We start from the raw sequence: 25,753 nt of genomic DNA on the forward strand, positions 1-25,753 counted from the left end.
GTTTGCTCACTCAAGGGAGTCTTGCTCACCTCCATGTCTCAAACAGAGGAGGTGGGGCCAATGTCAACATTTCAAGTATTAGTGCTCATGCTTGGATTTGGGTCATTTATAATTGCATTGTTGACCTATATAAAAAAATAGACCCCCTTGAGCCCTGGAAAAGTTTAAGGGATGGTCTATTCGGTAGATCTGAGCAAGCCCTTTAGTGGGCAGCTTTAGTACAAATAATGACCTGTGGGTGTTGGCGCACCCCTGGTCTTCTTTTTATTTTATGCATTTCTTAAGAAAGAAATACGCTGTAACCAATCAAATGTCTTACAGTTCTGATTATAACACATTAAGTGAAACCATTGAAATAATTTGCAAAATTTTTGTTTTATGGATAAAATCATTATTTTATTTGGATTGAGGATGCTTAGTTTTGCAACATCTCATACATTGCAATACTTTTGTTTAGTTGTCTAAACTAACTTTCAATGCATCAGCTAGCATGGCGTTAAAATCATCAAATTTGTTCATCAGCGTTCCAGAGGGTTTATCAAGCTCTAAGTATTCATTCTCAATTACATCTAAACAATACCAAGCTGTATCTGAGTCACCAAAAAACAGATATTTTTTCTGCTCATCATTTTCGTGCCACTGTTCATTTGTTTCAATAAAACCATAAACTTCTTCATCTTTTCCTTCTTCCAATAAATTATTGTCGATTCCGTAAATCACTAAACCATTGAAATCTAATCCGTTTACACTTTGAAGGAATTCCTTATATCCTGTAGGAATCTCATTTATAGGAAACTTGCCTACAACCGCCGCTTCAAATTTACTAATTTCTTTTTCTGTAGCAGAGGAGTTTAGTTCATCTCCATACTTTGCTTCTTTTTTGCGAATATCTTCTAATAAATTTACCGACATAAAACTGCCCCCTTTTATCCCGGCTACATTCTAAACTACCGCTATTCTTTAATAAAAAAGCTCTCCTATTGAGAGCTTAAAACATTATCTTTGCAATATCTTTTCTTAACTGTTTAATAAGTCATCATCTAATTCAATATACAGAATCCCATCATCTTCTTCATCAGTTTCAATTGGTTCATCAACTAAACTTATGATAAACTCCTCAAACGAATTGGCAATCAGGAAAAAATCTTTATTTGGATGACTTAATTCATGATCCCAAAACAATATCTTTTCATTATCGATGTCCATGCATATTTCATTCCCGCCTGCGGAGCTTGCGATAGGAATAATATTTCTAGGAAAGCGATCAGAATATGTATCGATTGCTTTCTGAAGACTGTTATGATCGTTCGCTAAACCATAAAAACCTTCTAACAATTGTGTATCATCGTCCTTGCCCATCCAAGGATCTTTCTCTAAAGGTTTATAGCAAACGTCATACTCAATTTCATCTGTTGTTTTTTTACTTTCTAGATAACAGCCGCCATATTCCTTCAAAAAGTCCTTATAATCAGAAGGTAATTGTTTTCCTATGTTCATTTCAATTTCTTTGAGTTGTTCATTTTTATTGATGCTGGGATCTGTTTTTGCATCAATTGAAAACTCTTTCAACTTTTGTTTGATATTATAGAAGCTCACTTTATTTACCCCTTCATATGTATGGAAAAATGAGTTAAAGACCTTCTTTTCAGTTTTAGTCGTCCCAGTCTTCATCCTCTTCCCAGTCATCTTTCGCTTCTTGAATCTTATTATAAAAAAATTCAATAAAGCTTTCTGCAACAGTATCTTGATATCCAATTAACCTATCCCATTCAACTACTGGGCATTCTCCGTCCTTCATTTTATTCGTATCTAGACAGTAAGCAAAGTAATCAACATCTTCAATAACCACAAGTCCATCAGGAAGGCCGTAGTGTTCTCTATATTCCTTAGTTCTATTTACAACTGATGCATGATCAAAGTTGTAGCCTAAAACTAAAATACCGAATAAACCACCAGCACCGTATTTTTCTAAAAACCATTTATAACTGTTGGGAAGATCGCATTGGAGGATTTCTTCAATGCGTTCAATGTTTTCATGACTTGCGCCATCTGTAAATATAGCATTTTGTTTATTTTCATTAATAAAGTTTTCAACCTTCGAATAAATCATTTAAACACCTCAATTTCCATTCTCAAATTGTTTCGCTCTCCACTTCCAATATCTCTTTCTAAAGCTCTCGTATTGTGCTTTTAAAACCTTATCATTTCTAAAACTTTCACCATCAGACTTAAGCTTATGAATGACATCACTATATTTTGTATGTAAACTGTTCGGGATTTCAAGCATTGGGCCAGGTTCTTCTTGAATCAAGTGATGTAAATTAATCTGTGTACCGTCTTTTGCATAAGGGGCATTCCCGTTTTTCATTAGCTGAAGATTTGTAACACCGAATTCTGTTTTTTGATTAATATCAATATCTTTCATAGTATACACTCTACGGCTTACATCTTTAACTTTCCCCTTCGCCTTTACCTTCCCCTTTATTTCATACGCTTCATACTTTTCTTTATTTAACCATGGTGGATTAATCTTTTGTCCAGTAAACGGCTTTCTTGTTCCATCTGGTAATTTCTTTGCATTAGTCAAAAGTTCATTCTTAAGGTTTTGGCTATCAACCACATTGTATGGCACGTTATCAGCTAGAGCAAGTTTATACTTAGGGTTATAAGGCAACAAATCTGGAATCTTGACGTCCTTAATTTTCTTACCTGCTTGACTTGCTTTATTTATTACCTTGCCCGCTGCATCTGCTTTGTTAATGGCTCCTGCACCTTTGGTTCCAACAACAGCTGCAGCCACTGATCCAATTGCATACGTCACCCATCTGGATCTAGAATAGGCATCTCCATTCACCATATCCTTTTGATATGACTCTTCAATTGCAGCAGATATTGCATCATATGTTTTCACTGGATGAATAATTGCATTCCCCAGTGCTGAGAGTGTTTCTCCTGGATCGGTGATGAAGTCCCATATGCCGGTTACAGTGTCTTTTCCTACATCATATAAACCTACTCCTACACCTTTTACGATATCCCAGGTGATTTCTCCTGCTCCTTCTAGCTGCTTCGCTTGTTCAATTTGCACTGCAAGCTGTACTTGAGCCGGTTCAAGATTCTCGTACCCTACTTTCTTAGCAATCTCTAAATATTCATCAGGGTCAGAAACACCGTCATTAAGTTTTTTCTTTAATTCCTTGATTTCACGTTCCTTTGCTTCTTCTTTCTTCACGCTTAAGTAAGCTTCAGAATGCTTCTCAATATCGCCTTTTTTCTTATGTATGTCACTTTCTCTGTACGCTTTAGCGTTATAGTGTATCGGAGTGGCGTTTTTCCCTTTACCCGTAGATTCCTGCAGCTTTTTAAAATCTTGCTCAATAAATTGTTCGTTTGGCTCAGTCTCGGCATATTCAGTTTTTAAATCCTTATCAAGCTTATTCAGCTTATCGATGGTTTTTTCACGTTTGTCATCTGCAGAAGAAAGTTTGTCTTTGAAGTCTTCTGTTGAGAATATTTCAAGTGGAAGAATATCATTGATGTCATTTAAAATGTCTTTCATTGCTTTCTTTTGTTCAGACATAATGGATTTTGATTTTGTGTATGCATTGACAAGTTCATGTTCTAAAAAAGATTCTTCTATGTAAGCATCAGACATCTTGGCATCTTCAAGTTTTGCAGAAATGCTACTTAAAAAAGCAATCTTCATGTCAATTAAATCAATCCATTGATCGGTAACACCGACATGATCATGATAAAATGCTTTAATGTTGTCTGCACCCTTACCTGAAAACTCGCTGTCATCTAGGTCAGCTACGGACTTAAACGCTTTTTTAAGCTTCACCATTTGTGACCTTAGTTCCTTGTACTCTTTGGTTCTTTTATCCGCTTCAGAGAGTAATGAATCAGCTTCAATAACCTTCATATCATTCTCCTTTCATGCTTACTCTATGTAAATTTTACCACAATCAACTATTTCAATAACAGAAAAAGACAGCCTAATATGACTGCCCTTTAATGATTAACATGTGAAACTAAAAAATCTTTGGGTGCATCTTTAATTTATGTTCTTATAGTAAACTTTAGCATCTCTTTCAAGTTCCCAATACTTATTTCCATTTGAGCTTAAAAGTCGATCAAACCAAATTTCAAAATTCGTCTTTAAATTTACTGCTTCATCAAAATGATCAATCGAATCCAAATAAAATAAGTAATCTAAGTCCCCTTTTTCATATCTATTCGAATCTATAACATACCTTCCATCAAAATGATACCCAATTAAAAAACACTTTTCTGGAAGATCTTCTGTTTCATTGTCTTTCAAAACATCTTCAATACTAAGTATTTCAACCCCATCAAAAAACTTCATTCCATTATGTAGAGCTAGGAATTCTTCATAATCCTTGGGTAGACTTACATTGAAATGAGATTTTAATTTTGTAATTTCATCTTGTGTTGCGGGTTCATTAAATTCAAATGCAGCATCTTCTAATACGAAGCCACCTGGTTGAATCATTGGAAAAGTGCCGTACTTAGAAATAGCTTCTTTAATACCAGCAAGTGTGCAATGAATAAGTTTGCCTTCTTCCATATCCTATCCCCCTAACAACAATTATCTAGATTTTACCATGTTATGCAGATACAAGGGAAGCCTTACTATAGGACACCAATGAGATATTAGGAAACAATTTTATTCATGATTGAAGCCGCATTAGTGGTGAACAAAATGTAAGTGTTATTTGTTGTTTTAATTACTACCCTATCGGTTGAGCCATAAGGAAATCCAATCCTTACTGCGCTTTTCTCCTCTCCCCCATAGTTTGGATCAAGGAATACATCGTTAATTTCTTTGATTGGAATTTCAATTTTGGATAGCTGCCAATTGATAATTAAGTTTTCGTTTGATTTTTCAACGTTGATTCCAAGCATAAAAACATTCCCCTTTTGACTATGAATTCAGTAAAATTTTAACATACGCCTGGATGTTTTAAAGAGAAATGCGATGATATTAAGGAAAAATTAAATTCACAATAATTGGATACAGGATTATAATTATTGATGGTTTACCGATATAAATAGAGAACAAACATTCTAAAAGGGGAAATGAAATTGAAGAAAGTATTATTAGGTTTTGCAGCATTCACTTTGAGCTTATCGTTGGCAGCCTGCAGCTCAAATGATTCTGAAAAAGTAAGCACAGAAAAAGAAACGCCACAAGCATCTACGGATGTAGAAAAGAAAACAGGCCAAAAGGAAGCTGCTAAAGAAATAACTGCTGACAAATCTAAGGAAAAAGACAAAAAGGAATTGGTCGATGTTACTCTAGATAGAGCTGTTGATGGTGACACAATTAAAGTTAGCTACAACGGAAATATAGACACGGTTCGTTACTTGCTTGTAGACACACCTGAGACGAAGAAACCAGATTCATGTGTTCAACCGTACGGTGAAGATGCATCAAAACGAAATAAAGAATTGGTCAGCAGTGGTAAGCTGCAGCTGGAGTTTGACAAAGGCGATCGCAGAGATAAGTATGGAAGACTGTTAGCTTACGTTTATGTTGACGGCAAATCTGTTCAGGAAACATTGCTAAAAGAGGGATTGGCTAGAGTAGCATATGTATATGAGCCAAACACCAAATACATAGACCAATTTAAGAAAGACGAGCAGGAAGCAAAATCAGAGAAGCTTTCAATCTGGAGCAAGAATGGATATGTGACCGACCGAGGATTTAATGTCTGTGTGAATGAGAAAACCACTGCAGTTAAAAAAGCAACAACGTCTAAACCGGCAGCTAAACAGCCTACAACTCCAAAGGCATCAGATGAAGCTTCGACTACAACTGAAAAAGAAGCTTCTTCAGAGACAACTGGAGAAACAGAAACATTTAAAAATTGCACAGAGTTAAGAAAGAAATATCCGAATGGAGTGCCTAGCTCCCACCCTGCTTACCAATCTAAAATGGACAGGGATCATGACAACTATGCATGTGAACGCTAATTGAAAGCCCTTTGCGGCTTTCTTTTTTATTTTTAGGGCTCTTTACACAAAAAGAGGCTATCCACAGATTTAAAAAATTTCGGGACAACCTCTTTTTAACAATATCTAATCAATCATCTGATTCTTTACTCAAAAAAAGCTTTTGAATAATTAACGATACCTTGCACATCTTCAAGAGAATTATCTGCTAATTCTAGAGCCATAAACACTTCATCAGGCACCTCAAATGGGGCTTTTATATTCCATAAGCTAGCTGGCTTAAAACCAAACCTTGGATAATAATCTTTATGTCCTAAAACAATTACTGAACGATAACCAAGCTCTATTGCGTTTTTTAACGCAGTACGAATTAATTTACTCCCAATTCCTTTTTTCTGATAATCAGGCGCAACAGAAACTGGAGCAAGTGCTAAAGAATCGACAGTGTTATCGCCATCTATGATTTTTATTTTAGATAAAAGGACATGGCCTACGATATCTTTATCTTGATTTAATGCGACCAATGAAAGTTCAGGAATGAATGCATCTGATTTTCTAATCCTATTTACAAGTAAATGCTCTTTCTTGTCACTATATTCTTCATTTAAAAAAGCTCTTTTAACAATTTCTTCAGTCGTATTATATTCATGTGTGAGTTCTTGTCTAATTAAGAATTCCATTCATAGTCTCCTGTTCTTTTAATTAATTACCATAAGATTTTTCTTCATCCTATAAATTGCACTCCCTTAATGACCGAAACCATTAAGAACATTTACTTACCCAGCTCCACACGTAAGTTTAATAAACAGATTAGTATGTACTTATTGTATGAAATTTGCGTATTTGGGATCAACTTCACTATTTTATTCCCTTAGATTACTTGAGTTCATTTTTAAAATTTTTATCTTCACGATGGTCTTTATGCAAAAACAGCCTATAAATTAAAAGAACCAGAGAGCTATGTGAGGGAGCTCTCTGGCGTTATAGTGGCTGTTAAACCCCTATGATACATATACAGGATACTTTATATTTAGGATGTATTCAAGATAAGATATATTTTATTGTTTAATGACCAGATTGAGTTACGCTTGATATCTTCTGCTACTAGAACCAACATTTCTAAAGAGTAAGGAAGCAATCAAAGCTAAAACAAAATAAACAACTACAAACCCGCCCCAGAAGACAAGCGCTTCATCAAATGGAAATCCAAATAGTCTAAAAATAACCCTGTGAACAATACCGGTAATAATAATCAGGATACTTGTAGAAATTGCAAAAGTAATATGTTTCATTAAAAACAACTCCTTACGAAAGATTTATTACTCTATCAGAGCAGTTAGCTATTTCTGGATCATGCGTTACACATATGATTGTTTTCCCCATTTCTTTCAACTGATGGAAAAGAGAAAGAATAATGTTCTTGTTGTACTCATCAAGGTTCCCGGTCGGTTCATCGGCCAGAATGATATCGCATGGTTTTAGAATAACCCTGGCTATTGCTACACGCTGTTGCTCACCACCGCTCAACTGGTATACCTTTTTCTTTAAAAAGCTTTTATCTAAGCCTACCATCTCCAGAGCTTCAGATAGCTTGTTTTTGTCAAAGTCTTTTACGTATGCTGTGGAGAGCAATAAATTTGTTAATACAGTTTCATTATCCATCAGCACATAATTTTGAAAGATATATCCTAAATTCTCTCTCCTTAACTTCATCACCTCTTTAGATTTAGGATTTTCATAGCCTAAAATCACAACTTTACCTTCATCTGGATAATCTAAGAGGCTGATTATATTTAGAAGAGTGGTTTTGCCAGAACCGCTCTTGCCAACAATAGAAACGAATTCATTTTCCTCTATGTTAATTGAAAAATTAGAAAGAACTGATTTTCCATCAAAGCTTTTGGATATGCTTTTAAGTTCGATCATAATCTGTCTCCTTTTAAAATCTTATTCATGTTTTTCCTGTTCAAATAAAGGCTTAGGAAATACAGAATAATCATCTCAATTCCAATGAACAATACAATCAAGCCTATTAATTCATATATTTTATAATAAATACTAAAGCAGATTCCTATCAGACAGTTAGACACAGTCGACAATATGATTAAGCTCTTATTTCTAGCCCAGTATGAATATCCAAATATCTCTTTAAGATACAGTCGATAAGCATTTGCGCTGTAGTATGACCATATATAAGAGATAAGGAAGGCTACTGACAATATGAGTGTTATCGCTAAACCAATTAGATTCTGGATGAACTGATTTTGAATTCGTGCTATTTGGTCGCTTAATTCTTGATAGACCGATATCGCAGAACCAATCAGCTCTTTTGTATCTGTTTTATCTAAATAAGGGATGATGTGGTCATATGCCATACCTTTTGAGGCATCAGAAAAGAATAAACTTGAGGTTGCATATGCACCTATAACTGATGAATCAACATTATCAGTGAATACAATTGCAATTGGATCAACAATATTGTTTTTATTGTTGCCGAGCATACTATTGTAAGTGAAGTATTCTTGATTATTTTGAGTATATATTATTTTGATCTTCAACTGGTCTTTTTTCAGCGTATTCAATGGTTGCTGAATTTCTTTGTTATACATATTGTCTACTTCAACCTTATCGAAGAAAAATTGATCTTTGTAAGCTTTGAGGATTTTTTCTTTATACTTAGCATATTTTTTTGGAACAAGTAAATTCAATGTGTTTTGATCGAAGGTTAATTTTTTTTCAGTAATCGTTTTTCCGTTAATTCCTTTAATGGTGTTTACTTTTAAATAATTAGGACTAATCGTTACGCTTCTTCCGGATGGTGAATAAATTTCATTTTCTTTGGTTGTATTCAATGTATAGAAATAAACTGGAGTTTTCCCATTCATTTTCAGTATTCCATAGTTTTGAGCATCCATTATAAACGCATCTTTATGTCTTTCTAATTCATGATAAAGCTTTCGTACCTTCTCGTTTTTTTGTCTATCAATTTTTAAGTCACTGTAGTTTAAACCTGTATCAGCAAAACTGGTTTTATAAATTGTTTGTGTCTTATTCCAATAAGATTGATTGTCTAGCCGTTGTTTTAAATCGAACAAATTAGAGAGGGATGAAGCAAAAATATTAAAAAGTAGGATTGTTATAATTAACTTAAAACCCAATGACAGCCATTGAAACTTTTTAAATGGTATACCGCCTTTTATCGTGGCGCTTATATTGCTGTTGTTATATAAAATCAAAGTAACAATAATTGTGTATACCATGATTGAGAATGTCGCAATCAGTGCATTTCGCATGTACATTTTAACGTACACTGATAACCAGTCGTTTAGGTTGAATATAAAAGCCAGAATTACAATGAGAAGGGCGCCGCAAATTATGATCATAACAAGTGGTTTTAAAAACATTTTTGGAAAAGTTAACAGTGATTTGGTTTTCGAATACCCCCATAGCTTCTGTAAGAGAAGTTGCTTGCGATTTTTAATTACGAAATAAAGGATGCCAATAAATAAGATTAGCATGGAAAGCAAAGCTAACAAGAGCAATGCGGTGCTGAACACAGCAGAGTCATTTAAACTGATGTTTTCTTCAATACTGACATCACCATAGTCTGAGAATAGCTTTTTAGCTTGTTCAATTACATCTTCGTCCTCAGATGAAATATAAAATCTATTTCCTAACCCTACGTTGTTTATTTGGTTTAAATTGAAGTATCTGATTTTCCATGTTGATAAAGGGAAATCAATAGTACCAATTAAATTTTTACCTGATTCATTTGCTGTTTTATTGAAATTAGATATAAACCTATCTCCTATTTTGATTGAAGGTTCATTCTTAAGGTTTGAAGCGTAGATATTTAAAGTCTTCTCGTCTAAAAAATTGTATTGAGTAATATTCACTTTCTCTTTCTTTGAAAATTCAGCTATTTCCTTAATGAAATCATCACTTTTAAATTGTGCTTTGTTGTAATTAATAATTAACGTTTGTTTATTAGAGAATAAAGTATAAAAAACTTGCTTATTCAGAGTGTAGTGATAGCTGGATATGTTCATTGAGAGTAAAAATAAAATGAACAATATATAAATCGTTTTCTTCATTGGATAGCCTCCATAAAAAGAAATCCGGTGCCTTATATTCAAGTTTTGACGGCACCGGAAGTAGATTAAAAATCACTTTGTTATTGTCTGTTTTATTTCGTATCCCAATAAGCCCTATTTCCAAAAAGAGTTGCATACACTGAAGCGTAGGTATACCCTTCATCTTTTTTCTTCCATTTAGATGAAAAGAACCTTTCTCCGCCAGCCTTCGCACTTGATTTGTGAGTCTTTTTAGTATGATTGTAATTAGATTTAACTTGATCATCTTCGAAACCGTGATACCAAGTACCGCCACCCGCTTTGGTTTTGGTCAATTTCATTATTTGTATTAAATCCCTTGTTTCATCCAAGTTCACTTCTCCGTGTGTAGCCTCATCTGAAGAACTAGCAAAAACGACAGAAGATGATACTAGTAAAGTAGCTCCCAACACCATTGAAGCAAAAACCTTCTTTTTCAATATAACCTCTCCTTTTTGTTTTCACAAGAAAATATATTGCGTTCTTTCTTGTTAAGTATGAGTATTACACTTAAAAAGTTATGTCACTTCGTGTTGAAAAGACCTTCAATACCAACATGACGAACCACGACAAAAAAACTGATTATGTTACCATATCCCCCCTTTCCAGACACCCAATATAAGGAATTATTGGGTTTATTTGATCATACAATGACTTTTAATCTTTTTCAAGTTCAAATTTCCTATGAGATTAGTAAGTGAAGACATTAGGTGATGTAAGCGTGAAAAGTTGAGTACTTTTCGCTCAAATCAGGGATAGATATGCATCATCTAGTTATAGAGGAAAAGAAAAAAAGCCACTCTTGATTAACAGAGTGACTTTATGAATGTTTTCTACATAAAACTCTTTAAAATGTGAATTTTATTTAGATCACCTCCTCTTAAATATGTATATTAAACTTAAATTCTAATTTACATAAATAAAAATTTGTTGCCCAGCAATAATAAGTAGCAGAAGAATTATTACCCATACGTAATGGTTCAGACTAAGCAGGAATGTTCCGATTGCTGGAAATAGTTTTGGGAATAGAGCAATTAATAGAGCTACGATCATACTGATAGTAGTGATGATTAGTGATAAAATTGCGATTTGTGTTTGATCCATTATTCTTTCCCCCTATAATTTTCATTAGACTTTTATTGAAGTTTAATCAAGGCATACACAAGCATTATAGATAGTTAGTTGAGTTATTTAACAAGGCTGTGGAAGAACCTTGTTTTATCCTAGAGTTACTCATAGTCAATGATTCATCCCTCTCATATATCCTTCAATAGATACTCGCGACTTTTGCTAACAGCACAATTCAGCGAAAAAATTTTCCGTCATTATAAGTTGCGTATAGACTTTCCAAGACGGACAACTATTCATTTGAACTTCTACCTACACTTATAAAACGGGTACAGTAATGGTCATTTTGCGACATCAGAAATAAAATTCTTCACAACCGATAATATGCACGTCGAATAAATGTTGCGCGAATTTCTTCTGTCACTATTAACTGCGAGGTTAAATACGAAATGGCACAACCTTTTCGCTAATTTTTTTCACCCTTCATAAGTAAAACCCCATCGGTGTATTCGTTTTTGCGACGTCCTGATAAAAACTTTTACAGCCATCATTAATAACTGCAAGGGTAATCTCAAAAATGGACACACTCTCACGATGAACTCACTCATTAAATAGATGCGTAGGAACTTCGGTGAATGGACAAAAACCCCGTCTATTAAAGATGAGGTCTAATTTAATTTATGAATTCATAACACATATATCGAAATCTAAAACTAGATAGATCTATATTCAAAGAATACAAATCTTTCAAATTATTTTGTTGTTTTCGTATTCAATGTTAGATAGAATGTTTTTACAGAGATACTTCTGTTTTGACATTAAACACAATAAAGAGGTGCTAAATTTTTGGAGTTAAAAAACATTGTCAATTCTTACAACATCACAAATATTTTAGGTTATCTTAGACGTTCTCGTCAGGACATGGAACGAGAAAAAAGAACAGGTGAAGACACACTCACAGAACAAAAAGAACTTATGAATAAAATACTTACGGCCATTGAGATCCCTTATGAATTAAAAATGGAGATTGGATCAGGAGAAAGCATTGAGGGTCGCCCTGTTTTCAAAGAATGTCTTAAAGATCTTGAGGAAGGTAAATATCAGGCAATTGCTGTTAAAGAAATAACAAGACTTAGTCGTGGGAGTTATAGCGATGCAGGACAAATTGTCAACCTTCTGCAAAGCAAACGATTGATCATAATTACACCATATAAGGTTTATGACCCTAGAAACCCTGTAGACATGCGCCAGATTCGTTTTGAATTATTTATGGCTAGAGAAGAATTTGAAATGACCAGGGAGCGTATGACAGGCGCTAAATACACTTATGCAGCACAGGGAAAATGGATATCTGGACTAGCACCTTATGGATACCAATTAAACAAAAAGACGTCTAAACTAGATCCAGTTGAGGATGAAGCAAAGGTTGTTGAACTAATATTTGATTTATTTTTGAATGGTCTCAACGGGAAGGATTACAGTTACAATGCAATTGCCACTCATTTGACCAATCTGCAAATCCCCTCCCCTGCTGGAAAGAAAAAGTGGAATCGATTCACTGTGAAAGCCATTCTTGAAAATGAAGTTTATATAGGAACTGTTAAGTATAAAGTCAGAGAGAAAGAAAAGGACGGCAAGAGAACAATTAGACCCGAGAATGAACAAATAATTGTACCTGACGCACACACTCCTATAATTGATAAAGTTCAATTCGAGGAAGCAAATAAAAAAATCGAAAACAAAATACCTTTGCTACCAAATAGAAGCGATTATAAATTAAATGAATTAGCTGGTGTATGTATTTGTGCTGACTGTGGTGGCCCATTGTCAAAATATGAAGCTAAAAGAAAGAGACAAAACAAAAACGGTACTGAAAGCTTATATCACGTTAAAGTGCTCAGATGTCTCAATAACAAGTGTATGAATGTCCGATACAATGATGTTGAAGAAGCAATATTAGATTATCTCAGACTGTTTAAATCATTAAATGATAAGGAACTTACAAATCATATTGAAGACATGGTGCATTCACACGAAAATAAAAACAACATCAAATCTCAAAAACAGATTAATGAACAATTCGAGCAACGTGAGAAAGAGTTGCAAAATAAACTGAATTTCATCTTTGATAAGTACGAAAGTGGTATATACTCTGACGAAATTTTTCTTCAGCGAAAAGCAACATTGGATAAGGAAATGAAAGAACTAAAAAAAGCTAAAGATGAGTTAAATGGTCTGGCAGATATTAAATCAGGTATTGATATCAGTAAAGTCAGAAGCCAAATGAAAAACTTGATTCAAATTTACGAAACATCAAATGATAAAGAAGAAAAAAACCACTTACTCAGAATTGCATTAGAAAAAGTAATTGTTAAAATGACAGCTAAAAGAAAAGGCCCAGTGCCTGCACAATTTGAAATAACACCTATTCTTAGGTTCGGTCTTTTAACTGGTGATACGCTGACTGATACTAAGGAAAGCTCATTTTCGTAGTTAGTATCTCAATAAACAGATAAAGCTGTATCTCCTGTGAACACAATGGGTGCCACCAAGCTGTTATCTGAAAAGCTGTTTCATCAAGCAAACCGCCACGTCCAAAACAAAGGAACCTTGTTTTGTTCGGTCCGCTTTGGAAATGTTCTCGGTTCCAGAGGTTCGGTCATCCCCATATTATTTGAACAGATGATGGAGGGTGAACCTCTGACCATCACAGACAAAAACATGACCAGATTTTTCATGTCAATAGACGATGCAGCTACATTGACATTACAATCAGCTGCTATTACAAAAGGCGGAGAAACCTTTATTTTCAAAATGGAATCACTGAAACTTGAAGAACTGATTCATGGGTTTGAAGAATATGCATCGCAGCACGGGCTCCCGCGGCCGGCTGCAGTAGAAGTGGGCAAGCGTCCAGGTGAAAAGCTTCACGAAGAATTAACATCTCCACATGAAATTGAATCACTGTATGAATGGGGCAACCTTTATGCAATCCTTCCAGAGCCGGAAAAACATCCTGACTTTCGCAAAGTCAATCTGCCTGGGTATCAATCAGATCAAGCCCCGCTCATTACGAAAGAAAGAATTGCTCAGATTATTGAAGAATTGCATCAAGAGAAAAAGGCATAAAAACAAGCCTGTCTATCCATTAGGCAGGCCTGTTTTTAACACTTTATTTATTAAAGAGATGCAGATAGCTTTCGTATCCTTCTTCTTTCAGCTTATGCTTCGGAACAAACCGCAGCGCTGCTGAATTTATGCAGTAACGAAGTCCGTTTGGCCCCGGTCCGTCATTAAATACGTGGCCAAGATGAGAATCAGCAGTTCGGCTTCTTACTTCTGTGCGAATCATGCCGTGGCTCGTGTCCAGTTTTTCTTCCACTTCTTCTTCTTCAATCGGCTTTGTAAAGCTTGGCCAGCCGCAGTGGGAATCAAATTTATCCTTGGATGTAAACAATGGCTTGCCTGACACAATGTCTACATACAACCCTTCTTCCTTATGATCCCAATATTCATTTTGAAATGGCGGCTCCGTGCCGTTATTTTGCGTTACTTCATATTGCATGCGATTTAATGACTTCAATTTTTCTTCTTTATTGTACGCCATTTATTTAGCCCCCCAATGCTCGCTGATAAATCCCGCTCGTCCGGAACCTGTCCGGTAGCGCTGATAATGTGCTGGATTCTTTTTATAAAAATGCTGATGGTAGCCTTCCGCTTCATAGAAAGATTCAGCTTTTAAAATGTCCGTTACAATCGGATCTTTAAAGATGCCGCTTTCAGCCAGACGTTGCTTGGAAGCTTCCGCAAGCTCCTTTTGTTTTTCATTATGATAAAAAATGGCTGCGCGATAGGAACTGCCGCGATCAGCAAACTGCCCCCCGGCATCTGTCGGATCGATTTGCTGCCAAAATAATTCAAGCAGTTTTTCATAAGGGAATACATCAGGATTAAACGTGATTTGAACGGCTTCACGATGTCCCGTCGTTTCACTGCACACCTCTTCATACGTAGGGTTTTCAGTATGGCCGCCTGTATACCCGGACACCACTTTTTCAATTCCCGGCTGTTCGTCAAAAGGTTTAACCATACACCAAAAACAGCCTCCTGCAAATGTGGCGATTTCTTTTTTTTCAGACATACTGGTGCCTCCTTTGTTAATACGTGGTATTATTATATTATAGCATGTAAAAATAGAATGAAAATGATTCTGCTTTTCAATAAAATCTATAGGTTTTAAGCAATATGCTTATGTAATGGAGGTTCACAAATTTGAAAGTAAGAACACAGATGATGTACGATATGGAAACTTTACTCCGTAAAGTCTTTAAACAAATACGCAATGAAATCAATGAAATTTTAGATAAAGAGCTGTCGCGGAATGAATTCACCATTCTTCGGATCCTCAGTGAACAAGGGCCTAAAAAAGTCACTGAATTTGCGCCTATTTTAGAGGTATCGGCAAGCCACATTACGGCTGTGACCGATGCGCTGGTAGAAAAGGAATGGATTACGAGAATCAGATCGAAGGAAGACAGACGCATCATCCGCATTCATATCACTGAAGCGGGCGAAAAAGTCCTTCAGCACTTTAACGAGAAAAAAACGGAATATTTCTTTAAACGCTTTGACTGCTACACTGATGCTGAACTTGCCACGTTAATCGAGCTCTTCAGCAAACTTGATAAAAAACGGTGAAAAAAAGCACATACCGATATATAGGTATGTGCTTTTCGCAGTGCTTCACTTATTTTTCAGTAAACAGCTTCATTGCTTTCCAGCGGCCATATCTATAATACAAAAATGCCGCGCAGCTGCTAAATAAAAAACTCATTCCGATTCCAAGCCCGATTCCTTTTTGTCCAAGCCAAGCTGAAAATAGAGCTGTGAAAGGATATCTCAACACCCAAAACGAGATTAAATTTAATACCAGAACCTGCAGCATCGCTCCCGCGGCCCTGACGATTCCGTTCAGCACAAAATTAATCCCAATAAAAGGGTAGAAAAACGCGATCCACTTCAAATATTGTTCACCAAATGCGACCGCATCGGGCTCACTGATAAATAACCTTATGAGATATTTACCAAATACCCAAATCATAACCGCAATCACCAGCATGCAGGAAATAACAGCTATCACACCCAGCCTTGCAATTGTTCCCACTCTTTTTTCGTTTCCGATTCCAATATTTTGCCCTGCCATACTATTGACGGCCGTACCGGCAGCCATTGCTGGAAGCGTGATGATGCTATCAAGCCGCTGCACCGCGCCAAAGCCTGATACCACGTGATCTCCGTATGAGTTGACAACACTCATAATCGCCATCATACCGCCTGTAATCACCATCATCTGCAGACCTGCCGGAATCCCGAGTTTCAAAATCAGCGCGGACTCTTCCCACTTGGGCATTCTCGGAATCGAGAATGGCACAAGCTTGTGTTTGATGACATAAAACAACCCATACAAAAACGCAATGCCCTGTGACAAAATCGTTGAATAAGCCGCTCCCGCTATTCCCATGCGGAACACAGAAATAAAGAGCGGCGCAAGCACTGTATTCAGTACAACAGCAAACGCAATAAACCGGAGAGGTGTCTTGCTGTCACCCAGCGCACGAAGCACAGTACTGATAAAGTTATAACCAAACAAAAATAAAATGCCGATAAATTGAATCTGTAAATACGTCTCAGCAAGCGGAATCATTGACTCCGGCGTTTTTAGAAGACGCAGCAAAAGCTCTGAGAGAAAAAAACCGGCAACGCCGAATCCGATGCTTAGGCCTGTTAATAAAACAACAAAAGCGTTAATATACGACGCCATTCCTTTTACATCATCTTTTCCTTTTTGCTGAGATAAAATGGTTAACGTCGCATTGTTAAGGCCCAAAATAAAAGACAGCACGGTCAAAACAATCGTGCTTGATACCGCGGCTGCTCCAAGGGCCTTTGCCCCCAGTAAATTGCCGATCCACAAGCTGTCTATAAATTGAAAGGAAACCTGCAATGCGTTTCCGAGCATAATAGGCATTGAAAACAGTACAAGCTGTTTCAGCACGTTCCCCTGTGTAAAATCGTATGCTTTCATCTTTTCTCCTTGTGTTCTCAAATTTTCTTCGGACCGCACGAAAAAAGAGACGTTGTTTCATGTCTCTTTTTTCATGACTTATCGGTTTTTTTTCGGTCTCGCATACCGAATGTAAACACCATCACACTTAGGAACAAGGCACAATAGGAAACATTCAAATACATTTGATCCATGTCTTCAGCAGTCAGATGATGATAAGCAAGCCAGCCGAAGTACAGGGAAAATGTAAAGGATAATAAACTGAAATACTGGTAAATCCGTTTCATTTTCAGTCACCTCTATTGTTTAGGATGGTAATAGGAAAACTCAATTTCATCTTTTTCTAAATTTATCTTATCCGCTTTGACATACATTCCATTCGTTAAAGGCATTTCTGACAAACGCACTTCAATGCTTTTATCTCCGGGGTGAACATGGACAAATGACGGCAATTCATAAAAGCTGTCCATATAATTTAACACAAAGCTAATTGGTATACTCAATTTCCCTAACGAAAATTTCGTGACATTCAGCTCTACATCACCGTTTTTTTTCACGGTCGGTTCAAAAGCGATAAACGCATCAATAGACGTGGAAAATGCCTTGATTTTCCCTGCGACATGAACATCATCATCAATCTCTACTTTATAATCAAGCTTGTTTGATGCTTTGTCGTTTAAATATGAGTTAACAAACGCAGCTAATGATTCTTTTGTGCTTGTCACTTGAAATCCATACTCGCTCTCAGATGAATCCTTCACCTGAGCCTGTTCCCCCGGGAGCAAAACAAGTGCCACAAACCCGGCGGCGAGGATAAAATTAATTGCAAGCAATATAAAAAACAGTCGCTTCCACTTATTCATGCTGTCACCCTACTCTTTCGGTAATCCTTCTTTTTTAATGGCTTGATAGACGCGCTTTGCGATAAGAGAATAACCCGTACCATTAGGATGAAAATCATCCTCCTCAGAAATTCGGCTACTGTCACTTTTTTGATTGAACAAATCTTCGATATGAACGATTTTTGCATGTTTATCTTTTTTCAGCTCTTTTTCAGCAATATGGTTCCAATCCGTGACGACACCATTTATTTCATTTAGTTCTGATAATGTAAACGTAAACGGATTGTACATGCTGACATAAATCAGCTCAGCGTGATCATTCAGCTCGCGAATTTCAGAAATGATTTTTTCAAAGCGCTTTTCGTACGGTTTTTCCGCTTCCTGAAACGGTTCAACGGTTAATTGCAGAAAGTTTTGGCGAAGGATTTTCATCAAATCATTACCGCCAATTGTAAAAAAGACATAATCTGCGTCCTTTATGCCTTTTTGAACCTTTTTATCTTTTAGTTTTTCTAATAAATCATCCGAACGGTTCCCTTTTACGGCATAATTTTTCACGTCGACCGTTTTGACTTGTTTATCTGACCGGATAGAATCCGCCACCTTGCCGACATATCCCTTTCCGTCGGGATCTCCGACTCCTTCTGTCAGCGAATCTCCGACAGCCGCTATGACAATGTGTTCTTTTGTTTTCGTTTCATGGGCTTTTTGTTTTCCCTCAGATGATGTACGTATGCTCGTACACGCAGTAAGAAGCAAAATCAAACTGGCCATGATTGAAAAAATGCGCAGCTTCAATCTTGTTGCTCCTTCCCATTCTACTAGTGGAAAGTGTATCATGTTTTAGAAGATTTGCAAATGCCTAGTCTCTTAGCTTACTTGAGTGTACTGGCTGACTTCACATCGGAAATGATATCATCGTACGGTGTATTCTCTACTCCATTGTAATCTTTCAGCACCTTACCGTCCGGACCTACCAAATAAAAAGAAGATTGATGAATCACTTGGTCCTCTCCCTCCGGCTTCTTTACGATCGCTTTAAAGCTCTTAAGTGCGAACTCCTCAATCTCACTCTGGCTGTATCCCGTGAGAAAATCCCAGTTATCAAAAGATAATGGATAATTTGCGGCAAATTTCTTCAGCTGTTTCGGCTTATCGTTTTCTGGGTCAACACTAAATGATATGATGCGGACATCTATATTTTCGGCTTTCAGTTTTTTTTGCAGATCGGTCATATGAGCGGTCATTGGCGGACATATAGTTTCACAATTGGTAAAAATAAAATCCGCCAGCCATACTTCTCCTTTTAAACTCTCTAAAGAAACGTTCTTGCCGTCTTGGTTTTGAAATGTAAAAGGCTCCACCTCGTAATTGAGCGGATTTTTAATCTGCTGTCCTCCGCATGCACACAAAAACAGAAAAATCAGCCCAGCCGTTAACCCCTTGATAACCTTCATGACATCCACCCTTTCCAGCCAGCATAAAAACGCTTTCTAAAACCGTCCTTACTGTCCCATGTTTGTATTCGATACTGAGCAAAAAAAATCCTGCATGCCTCCCATTAACGATTACAAAGGAGGGCATGCAGGTAAAAAACGGCATGTTACGCGTTGTGCTTTAACACCTCTTGATGAAATACAGCCTGATAATCTGCCCACTTCATCCGGCGCTTCATATAATGTCGGAAAGAATACACTTTTGCCCTGCTGTTTGATGAAAACACTTCTTTTAAGTAGAATTGCAAATGGTGATGTAACATAAAGAAATAGTGCTCATCTTCCTTTAATACAGGTATTTCTGTCACTTTCACCTGAATCCCGTCACCGCGTTTGAACTCTAGGCTTTTGAGTAACAAGCTATCAATCCTCTTTTTTGTTTTTCTTCTATTATATATGATGCCAGCCGGGCTGTCTGTCATTTTGCGCGGTTGTGTAAAAAAATTAGATCAGCAAATGGAACAAGTCCTCATCCTTGTTCACCTCTACATAATGAAACGGTTTTTTGTTCATCCGTTCAATCAGCGGCCCATAATCGGCTTTGTTCTGCAGCTCGATGCCGACAAGAGCAGGTCCGTTGCTTTTATTATTTTTCTTCGTATATTCAAATCTTGTAATGTCATCATTCGGCCCGAGGACTTCGTCAAGAAATTCGCGGAGCGCCCCCGCTCTTTGCGGAAAGTTGACGATAAAATAATGCTGAAGACCTTCAAAAATCAAGGAACGCTCCTTCATTTCCTGCATTCTTCCGATATCGTTATTCCCCCCGCTTACCACACACACCACATTTTTTCCTTTGATTTCATCCTTGTACAAATCAAGCGCTGCGACAGAAAGAGCTCCGGCCGGTTCAGCAACAATCGCACATTCGTTATATAATTCAAGAATGGATGTACATACTTTTCCTTCAGGCACAAGGAGAATGTCATCAACGACAGTTTCCAGCGTCTGGAAGGTTTCCTCGCCAATTTTTTTAACAGCCGCCCCATCTACAAACTTGTCAATTTTATCAAGTGTGACGACATGCCCAGCTTTATTTGATTCAAAATAGGATGCCGCTCCCGCCGGCTCAACAGCAATTACCTTTGTATCAGGAGACACGTTTTTCAAATATGTACCTACCCCAGAGAGAAGGCCGCCGCCTCCGACACTTGCAAAAAGAAAATGCGGTTCTGTATCAATGTCGTTTAAAATCTCGACTGCGAGCGTTCCCTGTCCGGCCATCACATCCGGATCATCGAACGGATGGATAAACGTCCGAGATTCCGCCTCACAGCATTCAACAGCGCTTTTATACGCATCGTCAAACGTATCGCCTGTCAAAATAATATCGATAAATCCTTTTCCGAATAGTTCAACTTGAGATACTTTTTGTCTCGGTGTAGTAGACGGCATAAAAATTTTCCCGTGAATGCCAAGATGTTTACACGAAAATGCCACACCTTGAGCGTGGTTTCCGGCACTTGCACACACAACTCCGTTCTCTGTCTGCTCGCTGGAAAGCTGTTTCATTTTATGATAAGCCCCTCTGAGCTTAAAAGATCTGACAACTTGCAAGTCTTCACGTTTTAAATAGATATTGCATTCATATCTCTCAGAAAGTCTGTCATTCCTCTGCAAAGGTGTGTGAATGACAACGTCCTTTACGTTTTGGTGAGCCTTCAAAATGTCTTTCACTTGGATGAGAGAGTTTTCTTTAAGCAACGGTTTCATGTACAGATTCCTTTCTTGTTTTAAATCCCTATTTAATATGCCATTATAACATGAATATTCAAAAAATAAGACAATTATTTTTATTTAATAATTAAAAAAATACAGACTATGTCCACCACATCTTGTGGTAACTTCTTTTCAACCATTATCCTGCAGAGCCAAGAAAAAAGATGATCGTAAAATAAAGGGTGTTTTCAACCAAAAGGCATGATATAATGAAACCAATTAGAACCAAAAGGAGCCAATTGATGAATAGTGCACCAAAACTCAATACATTTCAACATCTAATCGGAGAACATCAAACTTTCCTGGAAGCGAAGCGAATCGCCAAGCAGTTCTCGTTATCGGAGCTTCCTGTCTTAATAACAGGAAAAATCGGAACAGGCAAAAATCACTTCGCACATGCCATACACTTGGAATCTTCGAGAAGCAATGAACCGTTTATAAGCGTCAATTGCAGCACCCATTCGGAAGAAACCCTTATTCATGAGCTTTTTGGCCCTAACGGAAACACAGGTGTTTTTCAAAAAGCGGTACGAGGAACCCTTTTTCTTGATGATGTATGGCGCATGCCTGCTTCTGTACAAGCTCAGCTGTTAAAAGCGCTTGATTCAGACACGGAGAAACCGCGAATGATCTGTGCTTCTGCAGACCGATCCGTGGAACATACCTTCAGGCAAGACTTATTCTACAGACTGAACATTTTAACGCTCACACTGCCCGAATTATCGGAACGAAAAAGCGATATTCCGCTTTTGACACAGCATTTTCTCTCAAATTCCGGTCAGCAATTGTTAATCGATCCCTCCGTTTTTCCCGTGCTTGAGAAGCATGCATTTGAAGGCAATGTCAGGGAATTAAAAAACGCTGCAGATTATATGGCGGCAGTATCAAGCGGAGGAACGATTCAGCCATATGACCTGCCGCCATATATTAGAGGCGCGATAGACGGAAAAACGTCGAAGAAAAAAGCGAAGCTGCTGACTTTAATGGAAAAAGCTGAGTTTTTGTTTATTTTGGAAACAATAAAAGTATTGAACGAAAAAGGAGAACCTGCCAGCAGACGGATCATTTCTGAACACAGCAAAAATACCCAAACCTCGTTAACTCCTCAGCAGGTCAGAAGCCGTCTCGACTATTTGGAGAAAAAAGATTATGTCACCAAAAGCCGCGGACGCGCAGGCACAAAAATTACCTTTGAGGGCTTGAGCTTTATAGAGACGTTAAAAAATCAAATGATCTAGCGATCGAAAGGAGAATGTACTTGTTTACAATCAAAGAAGAGATCGCCAATGCGATTACACACGGCATCGGTGTCCTCTTATCCATCCCAGCATTAGTGTTTCTAATCATATTTGCGGCTAATTACGGGTCTGCATGGGACATTGTCAGCTTTACGATATTCGGTGTCTCTATGCTGCTGTTATATTTGAGCTCCACACTGCTTCACAGCATCACACATAAAAAAACGAAGGACATTTTGGAGATTATTGATCATAGCGCGATTTACGTACTCATCGCCGGAACCTACACGCCTTTTTTGCTTGGACCGCTGAAAGGCACACTCGGCTTTACCCTGTTGGTTATCGTATGGTCACTTGCCCTAGGCGGAATCGTTTTTAAAATTTTCTTTGTGAAACGGTTTATCCTATTGTCAACCTTCGTGTATTTAGTCATGGGGTGGCTGATGATTATTGCAGTTAAACCTTTATATGCTTCACTGAGCGGAGCGGGATTCAGCCTCCTTTTTCTCGGCGGCATTTTATACTCTGTCGGAACCATCTTTTACATTTGGAAAAAGATCCCCTTCCATCACGCCATTTGGCACAGCTTTGTATTGGGCGGGAGCGCTGCCATGTTTTTCTGCGTGCTCTTCTATTGTGTAAAGGTGCCGTTCCTTTCGTAACAGTAACAGAAAAGCGCAGTCTTCACGACTGCGCTTTTTTATGCACGTAATTGTTTTTCATTGGCAGGTATATAAGCTTTTGAAAAGGACAATTCAATGTCTGCCGGTTTTAAGCGTTTAAAAAACGAGCCCTTTTGCATGTTATCTGTTCCTTTCGTTTCCACCATCACCAACGGAAGATGATAGCGGGCCGCAAGTTCTATAGGATCAATAGAACCATCTAGTGAAAGAATCAGGCTTTGTCCCTTTTCCAGCTGTTTTGTTACATCTTCATATACCTTTTCTGAATCACCGTCTGAAATCACATCCATCCGATCCAGCCATTGCCCGATAAAAGGCAAGCGGAACACTTTTGGGTTGGCGATAAAGCCGGCCGGTTCCTCAATATATCCAGCAATTAAGGCCAGTTCAGCCAAACGCAAACGGGGATGCACATACAAAACAGGACCGTGTGGTATTGGCTCTGGCTGATGGATTGTCACAACTGAACCGGAGATGCCGATACAGCCTTCCAAAAACGCCTTTGGCTGTTCGTACACAAGAGTCATCTGTTTTTTGTATGACAGACGGGGATCGAGCATTGTTTGATTAAATAATTGTTTCATATTTTTTAACAGCATATACACAATATAAACCACTAGAAGGCTGTAGCGAACCAATTAAAATCCTCCCGCTTTAGAAGAATTCTTTTTTTCATACATTAGAAATTCGTAATCATACGGGTTTTTTTCGTCTTTGATCCCCTGCTCAGAAGAAACCAGCTTCCAATTGGATTCATCAAATTCAGGGAAATGACGGTCACCCTCAAACTCGTGATGAATTTTCGTCATATACAGTCTGTCCGCATAAGGGAACAGGTCCGTATAGAGCTGAGCCCCTCCGATCACAAAGCATTCTTCAGGGCCTGAACAAATGTCCAGTACATCCTTTAATGAACTGACAACCGTGCATCCCGGAAATTCTGAAGCCGGCGCTGAGGTAACGACAATATTTTTCCGATTTGGAAGCGGACGTCCGATCGATTCAAATGTTTTCCGGCCCATAATGATTGAATGGCCCGATGTTACTTTCTTAAAGTATGCAAGATCATTGGGCAAATGCCACGGCAAATCATTGTCTTTGCCGATAAGCCTGTTGGCATCCATCGCAAAAATGAATGAAATCATACGCTGACCGCCCCTTTTATATGAGGATGCGGATCATAATCCTCGATGATAAAGTCCTCAAATGCAAAGTGGAAAATAGAATCAACCTTTCTGGCGAAACGAAGCTTCGGAAGCCGTCTAACATCTCTTTCCAGCTGCAAATTGACTTGTTCAATATGATTTTGGTAGATATGAACATCACCAAACGTATGGATGAACTCGCCCGGTTCAAGCCCAGTCACATGAGCAATCATCATGGTTAGCAGGGCATAAGATGCAATATTAAACGGCACACCTAAGAAAACGTCGGCAGAGCGCTGATACAGCTGACAGGACAGCTTGCCGTCAGACACATAGAATTGGAACAGGCAATGGCACGGCGGCAACGCCATTTTATCAATTTCACCAACATTCCAGGCGCTGACGATTAAGCGTCTGGAGTTCGGATTTGTCTTAATATCTTCAATAAGACGGGAAATTTGATCAATGGTGTCTCCATCAGCTCCCCGCCAAGAACGCCATTGGGAGCCATATACAGGTCCAAGTTCACCGTTTTCATCAGCCCACTCATTCCAGATTCGCACTCCGTTTTCCTGCAGATAGCGTACATTCGTATCTCCTTTTAAGAACCACAGCAGTTCATGCGCAATTGATTTAAAGTGGAGTTTTTTAGTGGTGAGCATCGGAAAGCCTTCCCGTAAATTAAATCTCATTTGATATCCGAAAGTGCTGATTGTTCCGGTCCCTGTCCGGTCTCCCTTTTTCTCACCATGCTCTAAAACATGTCTGCATAAATCCTTATACTGTTTCATTTTTTTCATCCTTTAAAAGTAGTCTTCTAGTAGTGTAACACAATAAAAAATCATTTCTGAACCCAGAAATGATTTTTTTATAGTCAGCTGACGACAGGCTTTTCATCCTGTTCTTTTTCTTCATCTTGCAGATCCTGATGCGTATGGGCAATTCTGCTCGCCGCTGCTGCAGCAAGAGCTGCCACAATATCATCCAAAAAGGTGTGAATACCGTCTGGACTTTCATCAAGTTCCTTAATAATTCCAATCTTCTCTTTATCCAAATAACCGAAATTGGTCAAACCGATCGACCCGTACACATTAACGATTGAAAGCGGGATAATTTCATCTATGCCGTAAAGCGGTTCATCCGTTTCAACAAGGTGTTGCAGCGGTTCGGGGAGAAGCTTCTGTTCTGCAAGCTGATCGAGTGCAAGGCCTGTCAAAACAGCATGAATAATTTCACGTTTGTTCAGGACTTTTTCTACATTCTCCATGCAAACACTAAGCGGCAGATTTGGATTGTATTTTTCCTGAAGTTTTTGAACAATCCGTGCAATATCTTCTATCATAACGCCCCGTTTGTTCAGCATATCCTTTGTTATATCGACCATTTCATTCATTGTGTACTTTTTCATGT

The 25,753-nt window shown here is 37.8% G+C and carries 31 protein-coding genes and 1 pseudogene; 7 read left to right on the forward strand and 25 right to left on the reverse strand.

Annotated features, from left to right (window positions below; translation table 11 throughout):
- Positions 1-60 precede the first annotated feature (60 nt).
- The gene (locus tag ACZ07B_RS01715) at positions 61-141 is read left to right on the forward strand and encodes a putative holin-like toxin (protein WP_127721184.1); all 81 of its coding nucleotides are present in this window, start codon (positions 61-63) and stop codon (positions 139-141) included.
- A gap of 312 nt (positions 142-453) precedes the next feature.
- Here ACZ07B_RS01715 and ACZ07B_RS01720 read toward each other — a convergent pair whose 3' ends face one another.
- From ACZ07B_RS01720 to ACZ07B_RS01745, 6 genes are all read right to left on the reverse strand, one after another.
- Entirely contained in the window at positions 454-912 is a 459-nt protein-coding gene (locus ACZ07B_RS01720) for a YrhA family protein (RefSeq protein WP_268274601.1), read from the reverse strand.
- Between the two features lie 105 nt (positions 913-1,017).
- Positions 1,018-1,596: an SMI1/KNR4 family protein gene (locus tag ACZ07B_RS01725; protein WP_268274602.1), complete on the reverse strand. Its 579-nt coding sequence runs from the start codon at positions 1,594-1,596 to the stop codon at positions 1,018-1,020.
- Positions 1,597-1,651: 55 nt separating this feature from the next.
- The gene (locus tag ACZ07B_RS01730; RefSeq protein ID WP_464876842.1) at positions 1,652-2,110 is read right to left on the reverse strand and encodes an SMI1/KNR4 family protein; all 459 of its coding nucleotides are present in this window, start codon (positions 2,108-2,110) and stop codon (positions 1,652-1,654) included.
- A gap of 9 nt (positions 2,111-2,119) precedes the next feature.
- Positions 2,120-3,922 carry an LXG family T7SS effector ribonuclease toxin YobL gene (yobL, locus tag ACZ07B_RS01735; RefSeq protein WP_464876843.1) on the reverse strand — a complete coding sequence of 601 codons (1,803 nt, stop codon included), beginning with the start codon at positions 3,920-3,922 and terminating at the stop codon, positions 2,120-2,122.
- A gap of 132 nt (positions 3,923-4,054) precedes the next feature.
- Entirely contained in the window at positions 4,055-4,588 is a 534-nt protein-coding gene (locus tag ACZ07B_RS01740; protein WP_464876844.1) for an SMI1/KNR4 family protein, read from the reverse strand.
- Positions 4,589-4,674: 86 nt separating this feature from the next.
- Positions 4,675-4,926: a SunI/YnzG family protein gene (locus ACZ07B_RS01745; protein WP_268274606.1), complete on the reverse strand. Its 252-nt coding sequence runs from the start codon at positions 4,924-4,926 to the stop codon at positions 4,675-4,677.
- A 180-nt stretch (positions 4,927-5,106) separates the two neighbouring features.
- Between ACZ07B_RS01745 and yokF the strand changes: the two genes are divergently transcribed.
- Complete coding sequence (gene yokF, locus ACZ07B_RS01750) at positions 5,107-5,997, forward strand: endonuclease YokF (protein WP_464876845.1); 891 nt, start codon at positions 5,107-5,109, stop codon at positions 5,995-5,997.
- 125 nt (positions 5,998-6,122) lie between these two features.
- Here yokF and ACZ07B_RS01755 read toward each other — a convergent pair whose 3' ends face one another.
- The 6 genes from ACZ07B_RS01755 to ACZ07B_RS01780 form a co-directional block, all read right to left on the reverse strand.
- Positions 6,123-6,656: a GNAT family N-acetyltransferase gene (locus tag ACZ07B_RS01755; protein ID WP_003230849.1), complete on the reverse strand. Its 534-nt coding sequence runs from the start codon at positions 6,654-6,656 to the stop codon at positions 6,123-6,125.
- 402 nt (positions 6,657-7,058) lie between these two features.
- The gene (locus ACZ07B_RS01760) at positions 7,059-7,268 is read right to left on the reverse strand and encodes a bacteriocin-like WGxF protein (RefSeq protein WP_040082925.1); all 210 of its coding nucleotides are present in this window, start codon (positions 7,266-7,268) and stop codon (positions 7,059-7,061) included.
- Positions 7,269-7,281: 13 nt separating this feature from the next.
- Complete coding sequence (locus tag ACZ07B_RS01765) at positions 7,282-7,902, reverse strand: ATP-binding cassette domain-containing protein (protein ID WP_268555353.1); 621 nt, start codon at positions 7,900-7,902, stop codon at positions 7,282-7,284.
- Positions 7,899-10,070, reverse strand: coding sequence for a DUF1430 domain-containing protein (locus tag ACZ07B_RS01770; RefSeq protein ID WP_464876846.1), 2,172 nt, complete (start codon positions 10,068-10,070; stop codon positions 7,899-7,901). Before ACZ07B_RS01770 ends, ACZ07B_RS01765 begins: the two co-directional genes overlap by 4 nt.
- Before the next feature lie 92 nt (positions 10,071-10,162).
- The gene (locus tag ACZ07B_RS01775; protein ID WP_051922666.1) at positions 10,163-10,528 is read right to left on the reverse strand and encodes a lactococcin 972 family bacteriocin; all 366 of its coding nucleotides are present in this window, start codon (positions 10,526-10,528) and stop codon (positions 10,163-10,165) included.
- A gap of 466 nt (positions 10,529-10,994) precedes the next feature.
- Positions 10,995-11,192, reverse strand: coding sequence for a hypothetical protein (locus tag ACZ07B_RS01780; RefSeq protein WP_406900677.1), 198 nt, complete (start codon positions 11,190-11,192; stop codon positions 10,995-10,997).
- An 810-nt stretch (positions 11,193-12,002) separates the two neighbouring features.
- Here ACZ07B_RS01780 and ACZ07B_RS01785 point away from each other — a divergent pair.
- Positions 12,003-13,649 carry a recombinase family protein gene (locus ACZ07B_RS01785; RefSeq protein WP_464876847.1) on the forward strand — a complete coding sequence of 549 codons (1,647 nt, stop codon included), beginning with the start codon at positions 12,003-12,005 and terminating at the stop codon, positions 13,647-13,649.
- A gap of 15 nt (positions 13,650-13,664) precedes the next feature.
- A pseudogene (locus ACZ07B_RS01790) lies at positions 13,665-14,285 on the forward strand (polysaccharide biosynthesis protein); the annotation flags it as partial.
- Between the two features lie 43 nt (positions 14,286-14,328).
- Here the strand turns inward: ACZ07B_RS01790 and msrB are convergent.
- Both msrB and msrA read right to left on the reverse strand, forming a co-directional pair.
- A complete protein-coding gene (msrB, locus tag ACZ07B_RS01795; RefSeq protein WP_024572009.1) occupies positions 14,329-14,763 on the reverse strand; it encodes a peptide-methionine (R)-S-oxide reductase MsrB in 435 nt (144 codons plus the stop codon).
- Entirely contained in the window at positions 14,764-15,297 is a 534-nt protein-coding gene (gene msrA, locus ACZ07B_RS01800; protein ID WP_153256139.1) for a peptide-methionine (S)-S-oxide reductase MsrA, read from the reverse strand.
- 131 nt (positions 15,298-15,428) lie between these two features.
- Here msrA and ACZ07B_RS01805 point away from each other — a divergent pair, with 131 nt between their 5' ends.
- Positions 15,429-15,854 carry a MarR family transcriptional regulator gene (locus ACZ07B_RS01805; RefSeq protein ID WP_004398634.1) on the forward strand — a complete coding sequence of 142 codons (426 nt, stop codon included), beginning with the start codon at positions 15,429-15,431 and terminating at the stop codon, positions 15,852-15,854.
- A 49-nt stretch (positions 15,855-15,903) separates the two neighbouring features.
- Here ACZ07B_RS01805 and ACZ07B_RS01810 read toward each other — a convergent pair whose 3' ends face one another.
- The 7 genes from ACZ07B_RS01810 to ilvA form a co-directional block, all read right to left on the reverse strand.
- A complete protein-coding gene (locus ACZ07B_RS01810) occupies positions 15,904-17,241 on the reverse strand; it encodes an MATE family efflux transporter (protein ID WP_024572007.1) in 1,338 nt (445 codons plus the stop codon).
- A 71-nt stretch (positions 17,242-17,312) separates the two neighbouring features.
- Entirely contained in the window at positions 17,313-17,507 is a 195-nt protein-coding gene (gene ypmT, locus ACZ07B_RS01815; protein WP_017696912.1) for a protein YpmT, read from the reverse strand.
- Positions 17,508-17,519: 12 nt separating this feature from the next.
- Positions 17,520-18,083 (reverse strand): YpmS family protein, encoded by a 564-nt coding sequence (locus ACZ07B_RS01820; RefSeq protein ID WP_015251867.1) that lies wholly within the window; start codon positions 18,081-18,083, stop codon positions 17,520-17,522.
- 9 nt (positions 18,084-18,092) lie between these two features.
- Positions 18,093-18,860, reverse strand: coding sequence for an SGNH/GDSL hydrolase family protein (locus ACZ07B_RS01825; RefSeq protein WP_003245956.1), 768 nt, complete (start codon positions 18,858-18,860; stop codon positions 18,093-18,095).
- A gap of 77 nt (positions 18,861-18,937) precedes the next feature.
- Positions 18,938-19,519, reverse strand: coding sequence for a cytochrome c oxidase assembly accessory protein ScuA (gene scuA / locus ACZ07B_RS01830; RefSeq protein ID WP_024572006.1), 582 nt, complete (start codon positions 19,517-19,519; stop codon positions 18,938-18,940).
- 146 nt (positions 19,520-19,665) lie between these two features.
- On the reverse strand, positions 19,666-19,917 hold the full coding sequence (locus ACZ07B_RS01835; RefSeq protein WP_004399020.1) for a YpmP family protein: 252 nt from the start codon (positions 19,915-19,917) through the stop codon (positions 19,666-19,668).
- An 85-nt stretch (positions 19,918-20,002) separates the two neighbouring features.
- Positions 20,003-21,271 (reverse strand): threonine ammonia-lyase IlvA, encoded by a 1,269-nt coding sequence (gene ilvA / locus ACZ07B_RS01840; RefSeq protein ID WP_217019556.1) that lies wholly within the window; start codon positions 21,269-21,271, stop codon positions 20,003-20,005.
- A gap of 248 nt (positions 21,272-21,519) precedes the next feature.
- Between ilvA and ACZ07B_RS01845 the strand changes: the two genes are divergently transcribed.
- The gene (locus tag ACZ07B_RS01845; protein WP_033884735.1) at positions 21,520-22,515 is read left to right on the forward strand and encodes a sigma 54-interacting transcriptional regulator; all 996 of its coding nucleotides are present in this window, start codon (positions 21,520-21,522) and stop codon (positions 22,513-22,515) included.
- Between the two features lie 20 nt (positions 22,516-22,535).
- Positions 22,536-23,177 (forward strand): PAQR family membrane homeostasis protein TrhA, encoded by a 642-nt coding sequence (gene trhA / locus ACZ07B_RS01850; RefSeq protein WP_004398522.1) that lies wholly within the window; start codon positions 22,536-22,538, stop codon positions 23,175-23,177.
- A gap of 38 nt (positions 23,178-23,215) precedes the next feature.
- Here trhA and ACZ07B_RS01855 read toward each other — a convergent pair whose 3' ends face one another.
- From ACZ07B_RS01855 to ACZ07B_RS01870, 4 genes are all read right to left on the reverse strand, one after another.
- Positions 23,216-23,836, reverse strand: a complete 621-nt coding sequence (locus ACZ07B_RS01855) for a lysophospholipid acyltransferase family protein (protein WP_024572094.1) — start codon at positions 23,834-23,836, stop codon at positions 23,216-23,218.
- Positions 23,837-24,343 carry a dihydrofolate reductase DfrA gene (gene dfrA / locus ACZ07B_RS01860; RefSeq protein WP_015383909.1) on the reverse strand — a complete coding sequence of 169 codons (507 nt, stop codon included), beginning with the start codon at positions 24,341-24,343 and terminating at the stop codon, positions 23,837-23,839.
- On the reverse strand, positions 24,340-25,134 hold the full coding sequence (locus tag ACZ07B_RS01865; protein WP_464876848.1) for a thymidylate synthase: 795 nt from the start codon (positions 25,132-25,134) through the stop codon (positions 24,340-24,342). The genes dfrA and ACZ07B_RS01865 overlap by 4 nt, the downstream gene beginning before the upstream one ends.
- Positions 25,135-25,217: 83 nt before the next feature.
- Entirely contained in the window at positions 25,218-25,751 is a 534-nt protein-coding gene (locus ACZ07B_RS01870; RefSeq protein WP_003230797.1) for a phosphatidylglycerophosphatase A family protein, read from the reverse strand.
- Positions 25,752-25,753: the final 2 nt, after the last annotated feature.

It is taken from the genome of Bacillus sp. 9.4 (assembly GCF_055486415.1).

Bases quoted from the DNA above. Each gene is read 5' to 3' on its own strand.
- msrA (WP_153256139.1), bottom strand. From the start codon at position 15,297: ATGTCTGAAAAAAAAGAAATCGCCACATTTGCAGGAGGCTGTTTTTGG.
- ACZ07B_RS01870 (WP_003230797.1), bottom strand. From the start codon at position 25,751: ATGAAAAAGTACACAATGAATGAAATGGTCGATATAACAAAGGATATG.
- ACZ07B_RS01820 (WP_015251867.1), bottom strand. From the start codon at position 18,083: ATGAATAAGTGGAAGCGACTGTTTTTTATATTGCTTGCAATTAATTTT.
- ACZ07B_RS01780 (WP_406900677.1), bottom strand. From the start codon at position 11,192: ATGGATCAAACACAAATCGCAATTTTATCACTAATCATCACTACTATC.
- ACZ07B_RS01720 (WP_268274601.1), bottom strand. From the start codon at position 912: ATGTCGGTAAATTTATTAGAAGATATTCGCAAAAAAGAAGCAAAGTAT.
- ACZ07B_RS01740 (WP_464876844.1), bottom strand. From the start codon at position 4,588: ATGGAAGAAGGCAAACTTATTCATTGCACACTTGCTGGTATTAAAGAA.
- ypmT (WP_017696912.1), bottom strand. From the start codon at position 17,507: ATGAAACGGATTTACCAGTATTTCAGTTTATTATCCTTTACATTTTCC.
- ACZ07B_RS01810 (WP_024572007.1), bottom strand. From the start codon at position 17,241: ATGAAAGCATACGATTTTACACAGGGGAACGTGCTGAAACAGCTTGTA.
- scuA (WP_024572006.1), bottom strand. From the start codon at position 19,519: ATGAAGGTTATCAAGGGGTTAACGGCTGGGCTGATTTTTCTGTTTTTG.
- dfrA (WP_015383909.1), bottom strand. From the start codon at position 24,343: ATGATTTCATTCATTTTTGCGATGGATGCCAACAGGCTTATCGGCAAA.
- ACZ07B_RS01730 (WP_464876842.1), bottom strand. From the start codon at position 2,110: ATGATTTATTCGAAGGTTGAAAACTTTATTAATGAAAATAAACAAAAT.
- ACZ07B_RS01865 (WP_464876848.1), bottom strand. From the start codon at position 25,134: ATGAAACAGTATAAGGATTTATGCAGACATGTTTTAGAGCATGGTGAG.
- ACZ07B_RS01765 (WP_268555353.1), bottom strand. From the start codon at position 7,902: ATGATCGAACTTAAAAGCATATCCAAAAGCTTTGATGGAAAATCAGTT.
- ilvA (WP_217019556.1), bottom strand. From the start codon at position 21,271: ATGAAACCGTTGCTTAAAGAAAACTCTCTCATCCAAGTGAAAGACATT.
- ACZ07B_RS01845 (WP_033884735.1), top strand. From the start codon at position 21,520: ATGAATAGTGCACCAAAACTCAATACATTTCAACATCTAATCGGAGAA.
- ACZ07B_RS01715 (WP_127721184.1), top strand. From the start codon at position 61: ATGTCAACATTTCAAGTATTAGTGCTCATGCTTGGATTTGGGTCATTT.
- ACZ07B_RS01755 (WP_003230849.1), bottom strand. From the start codon at position 6,656: ATGGAATTCTTAATTAGACAAGAACTCACACATGAATATAATACGACT.
- msrB (WP_024572009.1), bottom strand. From the start codon at position 14,763: ATGGCGTACAATAAAGAAGAAAAATTGAAGTCATTAAATCGCATGCAA.
- yobL (WP_464876843.1), bottom strand. From the start codon at position 3,922: ATGAAGGTTATTGAAGCTGATTCATTACTCTCTGAAGCGGATAAAAGA.
- ACZ07B_RS01760 (WP_040082925.1), bottom strand. From the start codon at position 7,268: ATGAAACATATTACTTTTGCAATTTCTACAAGTATCCTGATTATTATT.
- ACZ07B_RS01745 (WP_268274606.1), bottom strand. From the start codon at position 4,926: ATGCTTGGAATCAACGTTGAAAAATCAAACGAAAACTTAATTATCAAT.
- ACZ07B_RS01770 (WP_464876846.1), bottom strand. From the start codon at position 10,070: ATGAAGAAAACGATTTATATATTGTTCATTTTATTTTTACTCTCAATG.